Source organism: Bradyrhizobium sp. 956_D2_N1_4, from assembly GCF_052076025.1.
GTDB classification, from domain to species: Bacteria; Pseudomonadota; Alphaproteobacteria; order Rhizobiales; family Xanthobacteraceae; genus Bradyrhizobium; species Bradyrhizobium barranii.
Window position 1 is genome coordinate 6,837,560 of the sequence record NZ_CP197237.1, and the last position, 15,211, is coordinate 6,852,770.

Genomic DNA, 15,211 nt, shown 5'->3' on the forward strand with positions numbered 1-15,211 from the left:
GCCTGAAGCCAGCAGCGCGGAGCCGTCTTCCAGTTCACCGTGCCGATCGATGACGGCTTTGCGGTTGGTTGAGCCACGCCCCGAAATCCGAATGTGGCTCATGCCATGGCTCCGATCCCGGCTATTGTTGGGGATTGGCGTTGGGAGTACGTTCCCGGACGGGACAGGTGAACACCTTTCCCTCCTTTTCAATCGACTGGCCGGCTAGTTCCGGAGTCCGGCAGATGCACGTATCCTCGCGGGTATCCACGAATGGCAATGCCGGTCTCAAAGCGTCATGGGACGACGGCGAGCGCGTCTTTTGTCGCGAATGGCGCCGGGGCGCCGATGGCGATGTCAACAGTGTCCTGACCGTAAGGGCGGCTGCGGAACATCCGCCGGCCGCGGTCCTCGACCGGCTCGCCCATGAATACGCCTTGCGCGACGAGCTCGATGGGACCTGGGCCGTACGGCCGCTGGAGCTGATTCGCGACGGTGGTCGAACCTTGCTGATATTGGAAGATCCCGGCAGCGAGCCGCTCGAGCAGTTGCTCGGCGCGCCGATGAAGCTGGACCATTTCTTGCGATTGGCTCTCGGCATCACCACCGCCGTCGACCAGCTGCATCGGCAGGGCCTGGTCCACAAGGATTTGAAGCCGGCCAATCTTCTGGTGACCGGGGCAGACGAGGTCAGGATCACCGGATTTGGCCTCGCCTCTCGCCTGCCGCGCGAGCGACAGCAGCTCGAACCACCGGAGACCATGGCGGGCACGCTGGCCTACATGGCGCCCGAGCAGACCGGCCGCATGAACCGGTCCGTCGATTCCCGCAGCGATCTGTACGCACTCGGCGTGACGTTCTACCGGATGCTGACGGGCGCACTGCCGTTCACCGCGTCCAGTCCGATGGAGTGGGTGCACAGCCACATCGCGAGACGTGCCGTTCCGCCCGCCGAACGAGTCAGTGGCGTGCCTTACGCCGTGTCGGCGATCATCATGAAGCTCCTCGCCAAGACGGCCGAGGACCGCTACCAGACCGCCGCCGGTCTCAAGAGCGACCTCGAACGGTCACTCGCCGAATGGGAAGCGCAGGGACGGATCGATGATTTCGTCCTGGCCCAAGCCGATACACCGGACCGCCTGCTGATTCCCGAACGGCTCTACGGCAGGGAGCACGAGATCGAGGCGTTGCTCACCTCGTTCGATCGCGTCACCCGGAGCGGCACGCCCGAGTTGATCCTCGTGTCCGGCCCCTCCGGTATCGGCAAGTCCGCTTTCGTCGACGAAATGCAGAAGGCCTTGGTCCCGTTGGGAGGATTCTTCGCCTCCGGCAAGTTCGATCAGCACAAGCGCGATATGCCTTACGCGACGCTCGCGCATGCGCTTCAAGGCCTTATCCGAGGCCTCCTCGCCAAGAGCGATGCCGATCTGGCACCCTGGCGTAGCGCACTGCACGACGCGCTGGGCCAGCTCGGTCAACTGATGGTGGATCTCGTACCGGAGCTGCGGCTCGTGATCGGGGATCAACCGCCTGTCCCGGAGGCTCCCCCGCAAGACGCACAGCGACGCTTCCAACTCGTCGTTCGACGCTTCATTGGCATCTTCGCCAAACCTCACCATCCGCTCGTGCTTTTCTTCGACGACCTGCAGTGGCTCGACGTGGCCACACTTGATCTGATCGCGTTTCTTCTGAACAGATCCGACCTCCAAAATCTGCTTCTCATCGCCGCCTATCGACGCAAGGATGTCGACGTCAAACATCCGCTGGCACAACGGCTCGTCGAAATTCGGGCCTCCCGTAAACGGGTGCGGGAAATCGACCTGGCACCCCTCACCCGCGCTGCCGTCGAGGAATTCACCGCGGATGCACTTCACTGTGAGCCGGCATACGCCATGCCCCTGGCGCAACTGATATACGAGAAGACGAACGGGAATCCGTTCTTTCTCACGCAGTTTCTGCGGGCACTGGCCGAAGAAGAACTACTGGCCTTCGATCATGACAAGCGACAGTGGCACTGGGATCTCGAACGCATCAAGGAAAAAAGCTACGCCGAAAACGTCGCTCGTCTCATGGTCGGCAAGCTGAGCGGTTTGCGCGACGAGACACGTCAGGCCCTGCTGGAGCTGGCCTGCCTGGGCAACAGCGCCGAGATAGCAATGCTCTGCCTCGTGCACGGAGCATCGGAGCAGACGCTGCACGCGGATTTGAAAGACGCGACGCGTCTCGAACTAATTCGACGCCTCAAGAGCTCCTATGCGTTCGTGCACGATCGCGTGCAAGAGGCCGCTTATGCGCTTCAACCGGACCAGGACAGGCGAACGGCCCTGCACCTTGGGATCGGTCTGGTCCTGGCAGCGCAGCTGACGCCCGACGAAACCAACGAACGCGTCTATATCGTTGCCAACCAGCTGAACCGCGGCATCGCCGCTCTGACGAACGGCGCTGAACGCGAACAGGTCATTGCCGTCAATCTCGCCGCGGGCCGGCGCGCGCGAAATGCAACGGCCTACCACGCGGCGGCAACCTACCTTGAAATCGCCCGCGAACTGCTCGGGGAGGAAGGGCATCCGCGGTGCAGCCGGGACGCCTTCGCGATCGGCCTGCTCCACGCCGAATGCAAATTCCTGCTCGGCGAGCTGAACACGGCGGAAGCGGAATTGACGGTCCTGTCGCAGAGCTGTTCAGACATTCAGGCGAGCGCCGAGGTCGCCAGACTCCAGGCGCAGCTATACACCACCGCGGGACAGCTCGAGCGCGCGGTCGACGTTTGCCTCGCATTTTTGCGCAGGACCGGGATTGACTGGTCTCCTCATCCCGGCCGCAGCGAGGTGGACGAGGATCGGCGACGCTTGCGGAGTTTGACCGAAAAACTGTCAGACGACCAGCTTCACGCGCTACCGCCGATGACCGATCCGGATCATCGTGCGACCATGGGCGTCCTGGCCGACCTCCTCACACCTGCGTTTCTGACCGATCGCAACCTCTCCGACACCATGCTCATGGAGGCCACTCGACTGACGCTCGCGCACGGGACCAGCCCTGAAGCGTGCTACCCGCTGACCGCCATATTCGGCGTGCTCGCGAGCAATTCAACCGATGCCGAACTTGGATTCCGGCTATCGCAATTTGGCGCAGCCCTTGCTGACAGGCAACCGCAGACAGGGCTGAGCGGTCGGGCGCTTTTGGTATTCGGCCTTCACGTGACCCCATGGATTCTCCCGATCCGATCGGGACGGCCGTTCATTCGGCGCGCTCTAGCAATCTGCTTGACGACTGGAGATCTGGCATTCGCGGCGTATTCGCATCGCGGACTGATATCGGTGGATCTCTTCTGCGGCGATTCGCTCATGGACGTCTGCTCGAACGCCGAGCAGTCCCTGGCATTCGCCGAGGGTCTGGGCGTCCGATTGGCTGCGGTGGGCCTCATCAGGCAACGGGATCTGGCGCTGAACCTCATGGGGCGCGATGGCCGGAATGACTTCGAGAGCCCCGGGGCGCTTCAGCCCTTGGACGCGAGCGAACCGCTAGGCGCCTTCTTCTACTACGCGACGCAAATTCAGATCGAAGTCATTGCCGGACGTGACGATGTCGCGATTGCCCTCGCCGCACGCGCAGAAGCGCTCTCATGGTGCGTCCGCTCTTATTCGGATTTCACCGAGTACCGGTTCTACACGGCGCTCGCTCATGCCGGGGCTTATCACGCATCACGCCCCGAGGATCGCGAGCGACGCCTCAACGACCTCCGCGAACACCACCGCAAGCTGACACTCTGGTCCAACCGCTGCCCCGCGAATTACGCTGCCCGGCAGAAGCTCGTCGCGGCGGAACTTGCGCGCATCGAAGGCCGCGAACTCGAGGCGGAACAGCTCTACGAGGAATCGATCCGATTGGCGCAAGAATCCGGCTTCGCGCAGATCGAGGCGATCGCTGCGGAACGTGCGGCAGGGTTCTACGAGGCGCGCGGCATTCGAACGGTCGTCCTGTCCTACCTGACAAAAGCGCGCGATTGCTACGCGCGCTGGGGCGCCGAGGCGAAGGTGGGCCAGCTCGAGAAACTCCATCCGAACCTGCGGGAGCGAGGATCCGCGCTCAGCGCCGCGGGGACGATCGGAGCACCTGTCGAGCAGCTGGACCTGGCGACGGTTCTCAAGGTGTCGGAGGCTGTTTCAGGCGAGATCGTGCTGGAGAAGCTCACGGAGACCCTGCTTCGTTCGGCCATCGAGCACGCGGGTGCGGAACGCGGCGTGCTGATTTTGCCGAGGGGTTCCGAGCTGAGAATTCGGGCGGACGCCGTGACTGGCGGCGGTTCGATCGCTCTCGATCTCGCCGATTCACCGATCTCCGCCGCTGAAGTGCCGATGTCGATCGTACTTTACACGGCTCGCACCCAGGAAAGCGTCGTGCTCGACGATGCCTCGACGAGCAGCGCGTTCGGCGGCGACGAGTACATCCAGAAGAAGCACGTCCGATCAGCCTTGTGCGTGCCGCTCGTCAAGCAAGGCAGGGCGGTGGCATTTCTGTATCTCGAGAACAATCTCGCCTCGCGCGTGTTCACGCCCGCCCGGATCGCGATTCTCAAATTTCTCGCATCCGAGGCTGCGACCTCGCTCGACAATGCCCGTCTGTACCGGGAGCTTCAGGAGCGGGAGTCGAGGATCCGCCGGCTGGTCGAGGCCAACATCATCGGGATCTTCATCTTCGATCACACCCCCGACATTCTCGATGCCAACGACGCGTTCCTGAAGACCATGGGATATGATCGCGAGGATCTTGCCGCAGGCCGGTTGCGCTGGGCAGATCTGACGCCGCCCGAATGGCAGGAGCGCACCGACCGCGCCCGGGCCGAATTGAAGGCGACGCGGGTTGTCCACCCGTTCGAAAAGGCGTTCTTCCGCAAGGACGGCAGCCGGGTGCCGGTGCTGACCGGCGGAGCCTTGTTCGACGACGAGCAGGAGCAAGGCGTTGCCTTCGTGCTGGATCTCAGCGAGCGCAAGCGCGCTGAAACCGAGGCACGCGAGAACGAGCAGCGTTACCGCGAGGCCCAGATGGAGCTGGCCCACGCCAACCGCGTGGCGGTGATGGGACAGCTGACGGCGTCGATCGCCCACGAGGTCAATCAGCCGAACACCGCCGTCATCGCCAGTGCGCAAGCAGCCTTGAGCTGGCTCGATCACCAACCACCGGCGCTGGAGCAGACGCGCAGAGCGCTGACACGCGCCATCGAAAACGGCATCCGCTCCAGCGAGGTCATTGAGCGAATCCGGGATCTCGTCAAAAAATCACCGCCCAAACGGGATTCCCTGGCGATCAACAACGTCATCGGCCAAGTCATCGAACTCACGCAGGCTGAGGCGGCACGGAACGATGTCGCGATCCGGACGGTATTCGCCGATCGTCTGCCCAAGGTCATCGGGGATCGCGTCGAGCTGCAGCAGGTCACGCTCAACCTGATCCTGAACGCCATCGAGGCGATGAGCGAGACAACGGAGGGCAAGCGCGAGCTGTTGATCCAGACCGCAAGAGCAGATGCCGAGAGCATACGCGTATCGATCACGGATTCGGGACCGGGCTTGTCGGCGGAGAGCCTCGCGCGGCTGTTCGAACCCTTCTACACGACCAAATCGGGCGGCCTGGGTGTCGGACTGTCGATATGCCGTTCGATCATCGTTGCGCATGGCGGCAGGCTCTGGGCGACTGCAAACGAACCGCGCGGAGCCGTCTTCCAGTTCACTGTTCCGATCGATGACGGCTTTACGGTTGGTTGAATCATCTCGGCTGGCGTCATCACACCGCAAAATTGGTGGGATGACCTGTAACCAAGGCCGGGCCGCGGACGAAATATAGGCATCGGATCGCGCCGGCGAAGCCAAGCACGGGCCGGAACAGGTCCGCCACCGACTGACGGTGCGCTGCAGGGAGAGATCAGTTGGGACTGTCCTGGCAACAAGGCCCGCTTTCAACGGGAGCAATCGGGCGCTTTCTCGTCCCCGAGCCGCTGCCCAAGCGACTCCTGTACGTCGAACCGTTACGCCGCCGCCTCCGCGTGCGGTTTGGGGGAAGCTGGATCGCCGATAGCGAACGCGTGCTCCTGCTTTTCGAACCGGGCCGTTATCCCGTGGCCTATTTCCCGGAGGCCGATGTTTCCCCACATGTGCTGGAACCTACCGAGCACATCACTCAACACGCCGATCTTGGGCCGACGTCCTGGTACAGCGTTCGGGTCGACGAGCAACACATCGCGGCGCGAGGAGCGTGGCGGCACACCAACCTGCCCGCCCATGCAGGCGATTTGCAGGGTCTGATCGCTTTTGCCTGGCGGGCCATGGATGCCTTCTACGAGGAAGACGAACGCATCGTGGGCCATGCCGCCGATCCCTATCACCGCATCGACATCCGCCAGACCTCTCGTAACTTGGTGGTCAACCACCAGGGCCGGGTCATCGCCGATACAAAGCGGCCGCTGGTCCTTTACGAGTCCGGCTTTGCACCGCGTTGGTATGTTCCACGTGCCGACATCGATGAGTCAGCCCTCACTCCGGTAAAGCTCCAGACCTTCTGCCCGTACAAGGGCCTCTGCAGCTATTACTCCATCGGAGACGCGCGCCAGGCGGCATGGTCGTATCCCGACGCCTATCCCGAAGTCCGCCGCATCTCCAATTTTGTATCGTTCGAGCCGGACATCGTGACGGTCCATCTCGATGGCACGCAGCTGCGTCTCGAACCCGGCCAATTGGTGGTTCCACACGGCCCCGATCGCAATCTCGACATCGCCGAGGTGGTCGCCGAGCCAACGCCTGGTGGCCGGCCCCGCTGAAGCTGCAACCAGTCCCCTCCATCGACGCCTGTGAGACGAACGAGCATATCTTCGAGATCGCGCAGCATTCAGCCTTTCGCGTCCACGACTATTGTGGCCCTTAACGGAGCCGCTCATCCCGAGCCTCCGCTACGGGAGCGCCACAATGTCCCATCGTTCGAACCAGACACGCTCGATCCGCTCCGCTTTTGCGGGCCTTCTCCTGATCGGCTTGCTGTCGCCCGCACATGCCTCCGACCGGAACAGCTCTCTCGACGTCCTCCCCGATCTGCCGTCGCGGGCCGCCACGCGTCTCGCCTCGGCCGAGCCGACGTCGCGCCTGCCCTGGCTCGCTCCGGTCGGCCACCGTCAGCCGAGCCGGGCCGATGCGCCTCAATCGGATTCTCTGTCGGCCTGGGAGCGTGAGCAGCAGCAGCGCGATCAGATGCTGGATCGCAAGCTCATCATCTGCCGCGGATGCTGAGCTAGCCCGGCCACCTCACGCTCGCCTGCCTAGGCATTCTCGCCAGCCGATGCCGCCTCTGCACTCTTCGCCAGCTCCAGATCGTCAATCGTCGCAGGCGTCTGCGCAGACTTTCGCCATTGCGCGGGGGTGATGCCCATGTGGCTCTTGAACGCCCGCTGGAACGCCGCCTCGGACAGATATCCGACCGCTTCGGCCACTGCTCCGGTCGAGAGCGAGGATTTCCTCAGTTCGTTCGTTGCCAGCGTCATTCGGATGTCGGTCAGCAGTTCGCTGGGCGAACGTCCGACCTTCTCCTGGAATTGACGAGCGAGTGTCGCACGCGACATGTTGGCGAGCTGCGCGAGCTCGGGCAGCGTCCATGCGCGCGCGGGCGCATTGAACATGGCCGCGACGACCGGCGCGAGGCGTGGGTGGCCTGCGAGCGCAAGCAGCCCGCGTGGCGCGTCCCCGGTCTCGCTGGCGAGGCGCAGCACCAGCGCGAACATCGCCGTCGACAACGCGTTCAGCATCGCGCGGCCGCCCAGCTGATCGTCTGCGGTCTCGCCGCGCATCAAGGCAACGAGGCCCGCGAGCTGCCCCGCCGTATCCCGCTCTCCGGCCTGCGCGCCGGCCCTTACGATCAGCACCGGCGGCAGATAGTCGCGCAGCAGCCGGTCGTGCGGCGGGGCGATCGAAAAATGTCCGCACAGCAGATCGAGCCGGGCGTCCGAGCCGGGATTCTCGCTGATCGTGAAGTTGAGTGACGCGCGGTTGCGGGCCTTCAGCGGCGCAGCTCCGCTGCCGTCGTGCATGACGTGCCGGGGGTTGCGCGGCAGCAGCAGAATGTCGCCGGCCTCCAGTAGCAACGGCCGGCCTCCCGCCGGATCGTCCAGCATCGCCGAGCCTGCGAGCACCGCATGGTACGGGATCTCGTTGACCTCGCCCGGCCCCTGCTCGATCCGCCAGGGCGCGCCGTAGGAGCAGCGCAGGTCCAGACGGCCGCGCACCGGCATCATCTCGAACAGCCGGCTCAGCCAATCCATCGTATTCCTCTCTCGGTACGCCACTTGAGACGATTGAGCATATATACAAGCCGATCAAGCATTCAACATCTCAGATCGCGACCCTACTGTCACTCCGCAATCGTTCACCACCCCAACACGGAGTGCCATCATGTCCCGTCTTTCCGTCCCGAACCTCGAAACTGACGCCGGCCCCTCCGGCCAGGTCTATGCCCAGATCAAGAAGGCCATCGGCAGCGTGCCGAACACCTTTGCGGCCATCGCCGCCCATGGCCCCGCTGCGCTCAAGGCCGTGCTCGCTGCCGACACTGTGCTCGCCTCCAGCGGACTGACCAAATCCGACAAGGAGATCATCAAGCTCGTCATCAGCGAAGCCGCCGGCTGTGACTATTGTGTCGCCGCGCACAGCCATCTCGCAAAGCTCGTCGGCCTTGCGCCGGAGGTCCTGAAGCAGATCCGCGAAGGCCGGCCCACCGGTGATGCCCAGCGCGATGCGCTGGTCGCTTTCGTCGACAAGCTTGCGCGCACCAGCGGCACCGTCAGCCACAAGGATTTCGTCGCGATCAAAGCGGCCGGCTACAGCGACGCGCAGCTCGTCGACATCAGCCTCGCCTTTGCCACCACCGTGTTCACCAACGTCTTCAACCGCATCAACGACACCGAGATCGACTTCCCGGCGGTCGCCTAACGCGACGGCCGCCACGTCGATCATCACACATCAGGGATCACGACCATGACCACGCTTGCCAACACCCACACCGCCCAAAATCCTCTCGTCCGCGCCCTGCAGGGATCCGGCCTGCTCGCGGAAGATCTCGACTACCATGTCGTCCGCGCCTCGATGGTGATCATGTTCTTCTTCTTCGGTTACCAGAAGTGGTTTCCGTACGAGTTCGAACGGCTGGTCCCGTTCATCAGCAACGGCCCATTGATCTGGTGGCTCTATCCCGTATTCGGCCATGCCGGCGCCAGCTATTTCCTCGGCGTCTCCGAATGGACCTTCGGCGCGCTGCTGCTCGCGGGCTTCTGGAGCCACCGGCTTGGCGTGCTCGGCGCCCTCGGCTCGACCGGCACCTTCATCGCGACCGTCACCATCATTCCCTTCATGCCGGAGGGCTGGGACCTCGCCGCGGGAGGCTTCCCCGCGATGACGGGCAACGTGCCCTTCCTGATGAAGGACGTCGTGCTGCTCGCAGTCTCCTTCTATCTGCTGAGGCAGGATCTGGTTCGCCTGACGCGGTGACGGATGGCACTCTGCCCAGCGACGTGTCGTCGGCGAGCTTTCCCGCTCGCCGGCGATGGCACGTCGCGACGATCACGGCAGTGTGCCCGCAAGCAGCCGTTTTCGCAGAGCATCAATGAACGCTCTTACCCGGACCGGCATTTGCGCGCGAGTCAGGAAAACCGCCCATATCCCAAGCTCAACCGGCGCGGCATCCGCCAGAACGATGCGCTTCAACTCTCCGCGTTCAATCTGCTCGTACACATCCCAATAGGTCATCATGGCGACCCCCACGCCCGCAAGACAAGCCGCTCGAACAGCGTCGACCGTGCTGGCTGACAGCGGGCCGGCGATCCGGATCTGCTCCAATTCGCCTCCACGTACGAACGGCCAGGTCTCCATCGCATGAAGCTTGATGCAGGGGTGGCTCACCAGATCGCCCAGCGTTGCCGGTTCGCCGAAGCGAGCGATATAGGCTGGCGATGCGCAGAGGATGTAAGGATTGTCGGCGAGCCTTGTCGCGATCATGTCGGAAGGCTTCATCGGCGCAACGCGGATCGCGACGTCGAGACCCATCGAAGCGATGTCGACGCGATCGTCGCTCAGGACAAGATTGACCCGAAGCGCCGGGTTGTCCGCGATCAGCTTGGCCACGACGGGTACGATGACCGCATGGCCGATGACGTTCGGCGCGGTGACCTTGAGCACACCTGAGAGGCCCGAGCCGGCGGACGACACGGACTCGAATGCTGAATCGCGGGCGGCTATCAGGGCGGCGGCGTGAGGCAAGAAGGCCTCGCCCTCAGGGGTGAGCGACAGCGAGCGCGTGGTCCGATGAAACAGGCGCGCGCCGAGCTCAGCTTCAAGCGCTGCGAGCCTTCGACTGACCAACATTGGCGTCGTGCCCATCTCTCGCGCCGCAGCGGACAGGCTGCCGGCGGTCACGATGCTGCGAAACAGGGCCACATCTGCAAAATCCATTTTATAACGATAATCGATAAAGTGCTTAGCTTCCAGCCGGGCTTCTGTCGGCTCACGACGAGCTTTAAATCGATCTCCAGCAAGGGAGGCACTCCCGAAGGTAAAACCCCTGGAGATTCAAATGATGGACAGCGAAGCGAAGACGCTTTTCACGCCGATCGATATAAACGGCTGTACCGCGAAGAACCGTCTTGCTGTTGCGCCAATGACGCGCATCACGGCGACCCAGGACGGCCGGGCCACCGAAACCATGACGCGATACTACGAGCGGTTCGCGCGAGGGGGGTTTGGAACGGTCATCACCGAAGGCATCTACACAGACCAGGCGTTCTCGCAGGGCTACGTCCATCAACCCGGCATGACCGACGAAGTGCAGGCCATGGCCTGGAAGCCGGTCGTCAACGGCATCAAGTCGCACGGAGCGGTGGCCATCGCCCAGATGATGCATGCCGGAGCGATCAGTCAAGGCAATCGCTTTCGCGACAGCACGGTGGGGCCGTCTGCCATTCAGCCCAAGGGCGAGCAGATGACATTCTATCACGGAAAGGACCGCTACGTGCTGCCGGCAGCCATCACGGAAGAGCAGATCGCCGACGCCATTGCTGGCTTCGCGGGCTCGGCCGCGCGAGCGATCCAGGTCGCCGGGTTCGACGCCATCGAGATTCACGGCGCCAACGGCTACTTGCTCGACCAGTTCCTGACCGATTACGCCAACAGCAGAACCGATCGCTGGGGCGGCGCCACGGAGAACCGCGTGCGGTTAATCGTGGAAACCTTCAAGGCAGTGCGCGCGAAGGTCGGGAGCGCGATGCCGGTCGGCGTCCGCATCTCGCAAGGCAAGGTGAACGACTATCATCACAAATGGGCGGGTGCGGAGCGTGACGCCGAAATCATCTTCGGCAGCCTCGACGATGCCGGCGCCGACTTCGTCCATGTGACCGAGTTTGAGGCGTGGAAGCCTGCTTTCGCCGAGGACGGCCCGTCATTGATGCGCCTCGCCAAGCGCTACGCCCCCAAAGCGACGATTTTCGCCAATGGCAGCCTGCACAACATCGAGCAGGCGGTGGCTGCGCTCGACGATGGCGCCGATGTCGTCACGATAGGCCGCGGGGCCTTGGCGAACCCCGACCTGCCCAAGCGTCTGTTGGACCGCAGCTCTCTGGATGAATTTGACCCTGCGATCCTCGGCCCCATCGCCGACATCAAGGACACCGAACTGATGATGTGAGCGCGTCCCGCGACGTCGATGCCGAGGGCCGATGCACTGAAGATCGTGCACGCATCGAAAGGAACGATCATGACGGACGCGATCTCCGATGCCTCGGTGGCGAGGTCGCTCATGCTGGAAGCATTGCGCATGCTCGATGGGCCCGAGCATTCGAAGGCTGCGGCCCACCTTCGAGCGGCCATCGAGGAGCTATCGCCTCACACCGCGCAACAGTTGCTTCCACCTCTCGGTAAGGCTCCGAGCAGGTCCTAAGTCGTCGTCGGGGGTGTGACCGCAACGATCTCATCATCGTTTCGGCACCGCTCATCTCACCGCACGACCCGTGAAGACGGCAAGGCCGTGATGGTCGAGACCACCGGTGATTTTATAAAAAGACTTCTGATACAGTTCTTATGAATTTTCAAATTCATTCTGGATGACGACTCGCTATCGAAGATATGACTTTCACCAAGTATCTGAAATCACGCAGCTATATTATTTTCTTCGATCACGACAAAGCGAACCAATCCCACGCGTTCTTTGATGTGTTTTTATAAAAACGCATTTTATATAGAGACGCACAATAGTCGGATGCAACCGAAAGGATCAATGGCATGGCCAAGTTCGCCTTCTTCGTCGAGTTGAAAGCCAATCGGGGCAAGGAAGCGGAAGTCGAAGCTTTCCTGAAGCAGGGCGCCGCGATGGCGAAGGCAGAGGCCGGAATAGCGGCGTGGTACGGGCTCAAGGAAGAGGAGCCGGGACGCTACGGAATCATCGACACGTTCAATGACGAAGTTGGACGAGACGCGCATTTGAACGGCGAACTTGCAAAGGCGCTGTTCGCGAAGGCAGGCGAGCTGTTTTCCGAAGCTCCCAAGGTGCACCGGCTTCACGTCATCGCCCAGAAATAGAGCGTCTTACCGAGGCTCTTCGTTGCAAGGCAGATGATGAGCTTGGGCGACGCGACTTAACGAACACTTCAGCGAAGCGACCTCCCCCTAATTCTCCTGAAAAAGGACTCACGATGAACCAGGAATCGCCCAAGCCCACTGTCGTCCTTGTGCACGGGGCCTTCGAAGACGCGTCGATCTGGAATGGAGTGATTGAGAGGCTGCAGCGCGACGGCTACCCGGTCGTCGCCTTCGGCAATCCGCTGCTGGGCCCGGCAATCGACACCGCGTACCTGCGCAGCCTGTTGGACAAGATCCAGGGGCCCGTGATCCTGGCGGCCCACTCCTATGGCGGGGCCGTCATCACGCAGGCCGGGGACGACCCCAAGGTCAAGGGCCTTGTCTACGCGGCCTCCATCATGCCCGCGGTCGGAGAGGCCGCAACCCATTTGCTCGAACGGTACCCCGGCAGCACATTCCCCACGTCCGTCGAGCCGACCACTTACACCCTGCCCGACGGTACCAGCGGCACGTATCTCCTCTACCAGCCCGACAAGTTTCACAGCAACGTTGCCGCCGACGTGCCCGCGAGCGTGGCCGCCCTGATGCTCGCCGGCCAACGCCCCATGAACCTGGCGGCCCTGACCGAACCGCTGACATCCGCGGCATGGACGAGCAAGCCGAGCTGGCAAGTCAGGCCGCTGCAGGATCGCGCCATTCCGGTCGATGAATACAAGTTCGAAGCCGATCGCGCCCACTCCACCGTCATCGAGGTGAACGCTTCGCACGCCGTCCCCGTCTCCAACCCTGAAGTCGTGGCCGACGCAATCGAACAGGCCGCCCGCGCAGCAGCGAAGTAACGGCGTCCGCAAAGGGCGGTTGTCTGGCATCATTCAAACAGGAGGCCCATCCGATGACGCAGGACGGTGAGCAAGAAGCAGCGCCGCCCTGGGATGCGGCTCGGGTGAACCTCACATCGAACGAACTGGCCCCCGGCGTTTTCGCGGTCATGCCTGACGACGTGTTCGAGAAAGACCACGTCGCCACCACGGCCGGCTTCGTGATCGGCGAACGCAGCGTACTCGTCGTCGAGTCAATGCTGAATGGCGATCTCGCCTCGCAGCTTATCGGGCTCGTACGGCAAGTGACGTCGAAGCCGATCCGCTTCCTCGTCAACACCAGCTATCATGGCGACCACGCCTACGGGAATTACCTGTTTCCCGACAGCACTGTCGTGATTCAGCATCCGGCGACCAAGCGCTACATGGAAGAAAGCTTCGAGGACGATCGCCGTTTCATGATCAGCCTCATGGGTAAGGGGAAGGGCATCGAACGCGTGCAGGCACGCGCCGCTGACATCACCGTCCCCGACATGATCAGCGTCGATCTGGGCAGCCGCATCGTCGAGGTCCGTCACTTTGGGTTCGCGCAGACGCCAGGCGATTTGGTCATATGGGCGCCAGACGCGAAGGTGCTTTGGGTCGGTAACATGATCCAAGCACCGTCTCCGGCGCTTCCGTGGCTCCTCGAAGGGCGGCACAAGGAGACGATTACGACCCTTGCGCGCGTGCGCGACTTCCTGCCGGAAGACGCAACCATCATTCCAGGCCACGGCCGGCCGATGCGTCCCGCGGACATCGAATTCCCGCTTCGCTATCTTCGCGAGCTCGACAGCGCCGTGCGCACGGCGATCGCAGAAGGTCGATCGATCGAGGCCACGCTCGAGGCGGTCGCCATGGCGCACTACGGTGAGTACAGCCTGTTCGATTGGGCGCACAACTCCGTCAACGTGCCCGCCGCCTTCCGCCACCTGCAAGAGCCGGGCGGCGGATTGGCCTAGGGGAACACGCATCGGAATCGACCGCGAACCTGGAGCATCTCGCCGTGTTCTCAACTCTATCGATGTAGCTGATATTACGTCGATTTTCCTTTGCATCGCCGGGAGAACGTCGATGCCGCCGACGTGTGAACGCAGCAGCGATCGAAGCGTTTGCTGTGTGCGTCACCTCATTGTCGGCTCGCAAGGCAACCCCTTTCGCTGATAGACACAGGATCGGAGGCAGCTTTCGCCATGGAGCGGTTCGACTCGCTCCGAATCTTCCGGATCGCAAGTCGGAAAGCGACTGCGGATTGGTCGGTGCAAGGAAGTCTGCCCCCGTTGTGGTCTTCGCCCCTTGGGCGATCAATTTGCGGGAGCGACCCTTGGCGAAAGGGTTACAGGAAGGGGAAATCAAGCAGGAGCTGCAAAATGGCGGGCACCTGCGCAATATCCTCATCATCACCAAGACGATCGAGGGTATGGCGGAGCACCTGGCCTATGTTCGGCCGAGCTGGCGACGCGAGTTCCTGCCGCTGCGAACCTGGGGCGACAAGGAAGATCGTACCTACAAGGATCTGGATCGGCTGCTCGTGCTTCTGCGCGACGACTTCGGCTATCGGGGCTTCATTGGGCTCTACATGGATGGTGATCCCGATCTCGTGCGCTATCGCGCGCTTTCGGAAAGCGAAGAGGCCGACGACGAGCCGTAAAGCTCGGATCCGACGGTGCCGATGCCTCACTGCGAGGCTCGCGGTGACATCAGGACTCTCACCCGCAGAATAAAAATGGCTCGCTTGATGCGAGCCATTTTCTCATCGGGACCGGTAAAGTC

At 62.6% G+C, this 15,211-nt stretch carries 12 protein-coding genes; 10 read left to right on the top strand and 2 right to left on the bottom strand.

The features are described 5' to 3' along the window. The first annotated feature begins 224 nt into the window (after positions 1 to 224). From AB7535_RS32380 to AB7535_RS32390, 3 genes are all read left to right on the top strand, one after another. Positions 225 to 5,744, top strand: coding sequence for a trifunctional serine/threonine-protein kinase/ATP-binding protein/sensor histidine kinase (locus AB7535_RS32380; RefSeq protein ID WP_354102383.1), 5,520 nt, complete (start codon positions 225 to 227; stop codon positions 5,742 to 5,744). A gap of 161 nt (positions 5,745 to 5,905) precedes the next feature. Beyond that, entirely contained in the window at positions 5,906 to 6,793 is an 888-nt protein-coding gene (locus AB7535_RS32385; RefSeq protein ID WP_354102382.1) for a DUF427 domain-containing protein, read from the top strand. A gap of 145 nt (positions 6,794 to 6,938) precedes the next feature. Next, a complete protein-coding gene (locus AB7535_RS32390; protein ID WP_354102381.1) occupies positions 6,939 to 7,256 on the top strand; it encodes a hypothetical protein in 318 nt (105 codons plus the stop codon). Positions 7,257 to 7,285: 29 nt separating this feature from the next. Here AB7535_RS32390 and AB7535_RS32395 read toward each other — a convergent pair whose 3' ends face one another. Then, on the bottom strand, positions 7,286 to 8,281 hold the full coding sequence (locus AB7535_RS32395; protein ID WP_354102380.1) for an AraC family transcriptional regulator: 996 nt from the start codon (positions 8,279 to 8,281) through the stop codon (positions 7,286 to 7,288). A 130-nt stretch (positions 8,282 to 8,411) separates the two neighbouring features. Between AB7535_RS32395 and AB7535_RS32400 the strand changes: the two genes are divergently transcribed. Both AB7535_RS32400 and AB7535_RS32405 read left to right on the top strand, forming a co-directional pair. Then, positions 8,412 to 8,948 carry a carboxymuconolactone decarboxylase family protein gene (locus AB7535_RS32400; protein WP_354102379.1) on the top strand — a complete coding sequence of 179 codons (537 nt, stop codon included), beginning with the start codon at positions 8,412 to 8,414 and terminating at the stop codon, positions 8,946 to 8,948. Between the two features lie 45 nt (positions 8,949 to 8,993). Further along, positions 8,994 to 9,503, top strand: a complete 510-nt coding sequence (locus tag AB7535_RS32405; RefSeq protein ID WP_354102378.1) for a YkgB family protein — start codon at positions 8,994 to 8,996, stop codon at positions 9,501 to 9,503. A 72-nt stretch (positions 9,504 to 9,575) separates the two neighbouring features. On the opposite strand, the gene AB7535_RS32410 is transcribed toward AB7535_RS32405, so the two are convergent. Continuing rightward, a complete protein-coding gene (locus tag AB7535_RS32410; protein WP_071916801.1) occupies positions 9,576 to 10,463 on the bottom strand; it encodes a LysR family transcriptional regulator in 888 nt (295 codons plus the stop codon). Between the two features lie 124 nt (positions 10,464 to 10,587). Between AB7535_RS32410 and AB7535_RS32415 the strand changes: the two genes are divergently transcribed. The 5 genes from AB7535_RS32415 (at position 10,588) to AB7535_RS32435 (ending at position 15,089) form a co-directional block, all read left to right on the top strand. Beyond that, positions 10,588 to 11,691 (top strand): NADH:flavin oxidoreductase, encoded by a 1,104-nt coding sequence (locus AB7535_RS32415; RefSeq protein ID WP_439037748.1) that lies wholly within the window; start codon positions 10,588 to 10,590, stop codon positions 11,689 to 11,691. A 593-nt stretch (positions 11,692 to 12,284) separates the two neighbouring features. Beyond that, complete coding sequence (locus tag AB7535_RS32420) at positions 12,285 to 12,581, top strand: putative quinol monooxygenase (protein WP_063980866.1); 297 nt, start codon at positions 12,285 to 12,287, stop codon at positions 12,579 to 12,581. 113 nt (positions 12,582 to 12,694) lie between these two features. Next, positions 12,695 to 13,420: an alpha/beta fold hydrolase gene (locus AB7535_RS32425; RefSeq protein WP_063980865.1), complete on the top strand. Its 726-nt coding sequence runs from the start codon at positions 12,695 to 12,697 to the stop codon at positions 13,418 to 13,420. A 53-nt stretch (positions 13,421 to 13,473) separates the two neighbouring features. Beyond that, a complete protein-coding gene (locus AB7535_RS32430) occupies positions 13,474 to 14,400 on the top strand; it encodes an MBL fold metallo-hydrolase (RefSeq protein WP_354113439.1) in 927 nt (308 codons plus the stop codon). A 362-nt stretch (positions 14,401 to 14,762) separates the two neighbouring features. Further along, positions 14,763 to 15,089: a hypothetical protein gene (locus AB7535_RS32435; RefSeq protein WP_439037454.1), complete on the top strand. Its 327-nt coding sequence runs from the start codon at positions 14,763 to 14,765 to the stop codon at positions 15,087 to 15,089. The last annotated feature ends 122 nt before the right edge of the window (positions 15,090 to 15,211 follow it).

What these genes read in the sequence shown, in the direction of transcription:
- AB7535_RS32380 (WP_354102383.1), top strand. Translation starts at nt 225, where the DNA reads ATGCACGTATCCTCGCGGGTATCCACGAATGGCAATGCCGGTCTCAAA.
- AB7535_RS32390 (WP_354102381.1), top strand. Translation starts at nt 6,939, where the DNA reads ATGTCCCATCGTTCGAACCAGACACGCTCGATCCGCTCCGCTTTTGCG.
- AB7535_RS32395 (WP_354102380.1), bottom strand. Translation starts at nt 8,281, where the DNA reads ATGGATTGGCTGAGCCGGCTGTTCGAGATGATGCCGGTGCGCGGCCGT.
- AB7535_RS32400 (WP_354102379.1), top strand. Translation starts at nt 8,412, where the DNA reads ATGTCCCGTCTTTCCGTCCCGAACCTCGAAACTGACGCCGGCCCCTCC.
- AB7535_RS32405 (WP_354102378.1), top strand. Translation starts at nt 8,994, where the DNA reads ATGACCACGCTTGCCAACACCCACACCGCCCAAAATCCTCTCGTCCGC.
- AB7535_RS32410 (WP_071916801.1), bottom strand. Translation starts at nt 10,463, where the DNA reads ATGGATTTTGCAGATGTGGCCCTGTTTCGCAGCATCGTGACCGCCGGC.
- AB7535_RS32415 (WP_439037748.1), top strand. Translation starts at nt 10,588, where the DNA reads ATGGACAGCGAAGCGAAGACGCTTTTCACGCCGATCGATATAAACGGC.
- AB7535_RS32420 (WP_063980866.1), top strand. Translation starts at nt 12,285, where the DNA reads ATGGCCAAGTTCGCCTTCTTCGTCGAGTTGAAAGCCAATCGGGGCAAG.
- AB7535_RS32425 (WP_063980865.1), top strand. Translation starts at nt 12,695, where the DNA reads ATGAACCAGGAATCGCCCAAGCCCACTGTCGTCCTTGTGCACGGGGCC.
- AB7535_RS32430 (WP_354113439.1), top strand. Translation starts at nt 13,474, where the DNA reads ATGACGCAGGACGGTGAGCAAGAAGCAGCGCCGCCCTGGGATGCGGCT.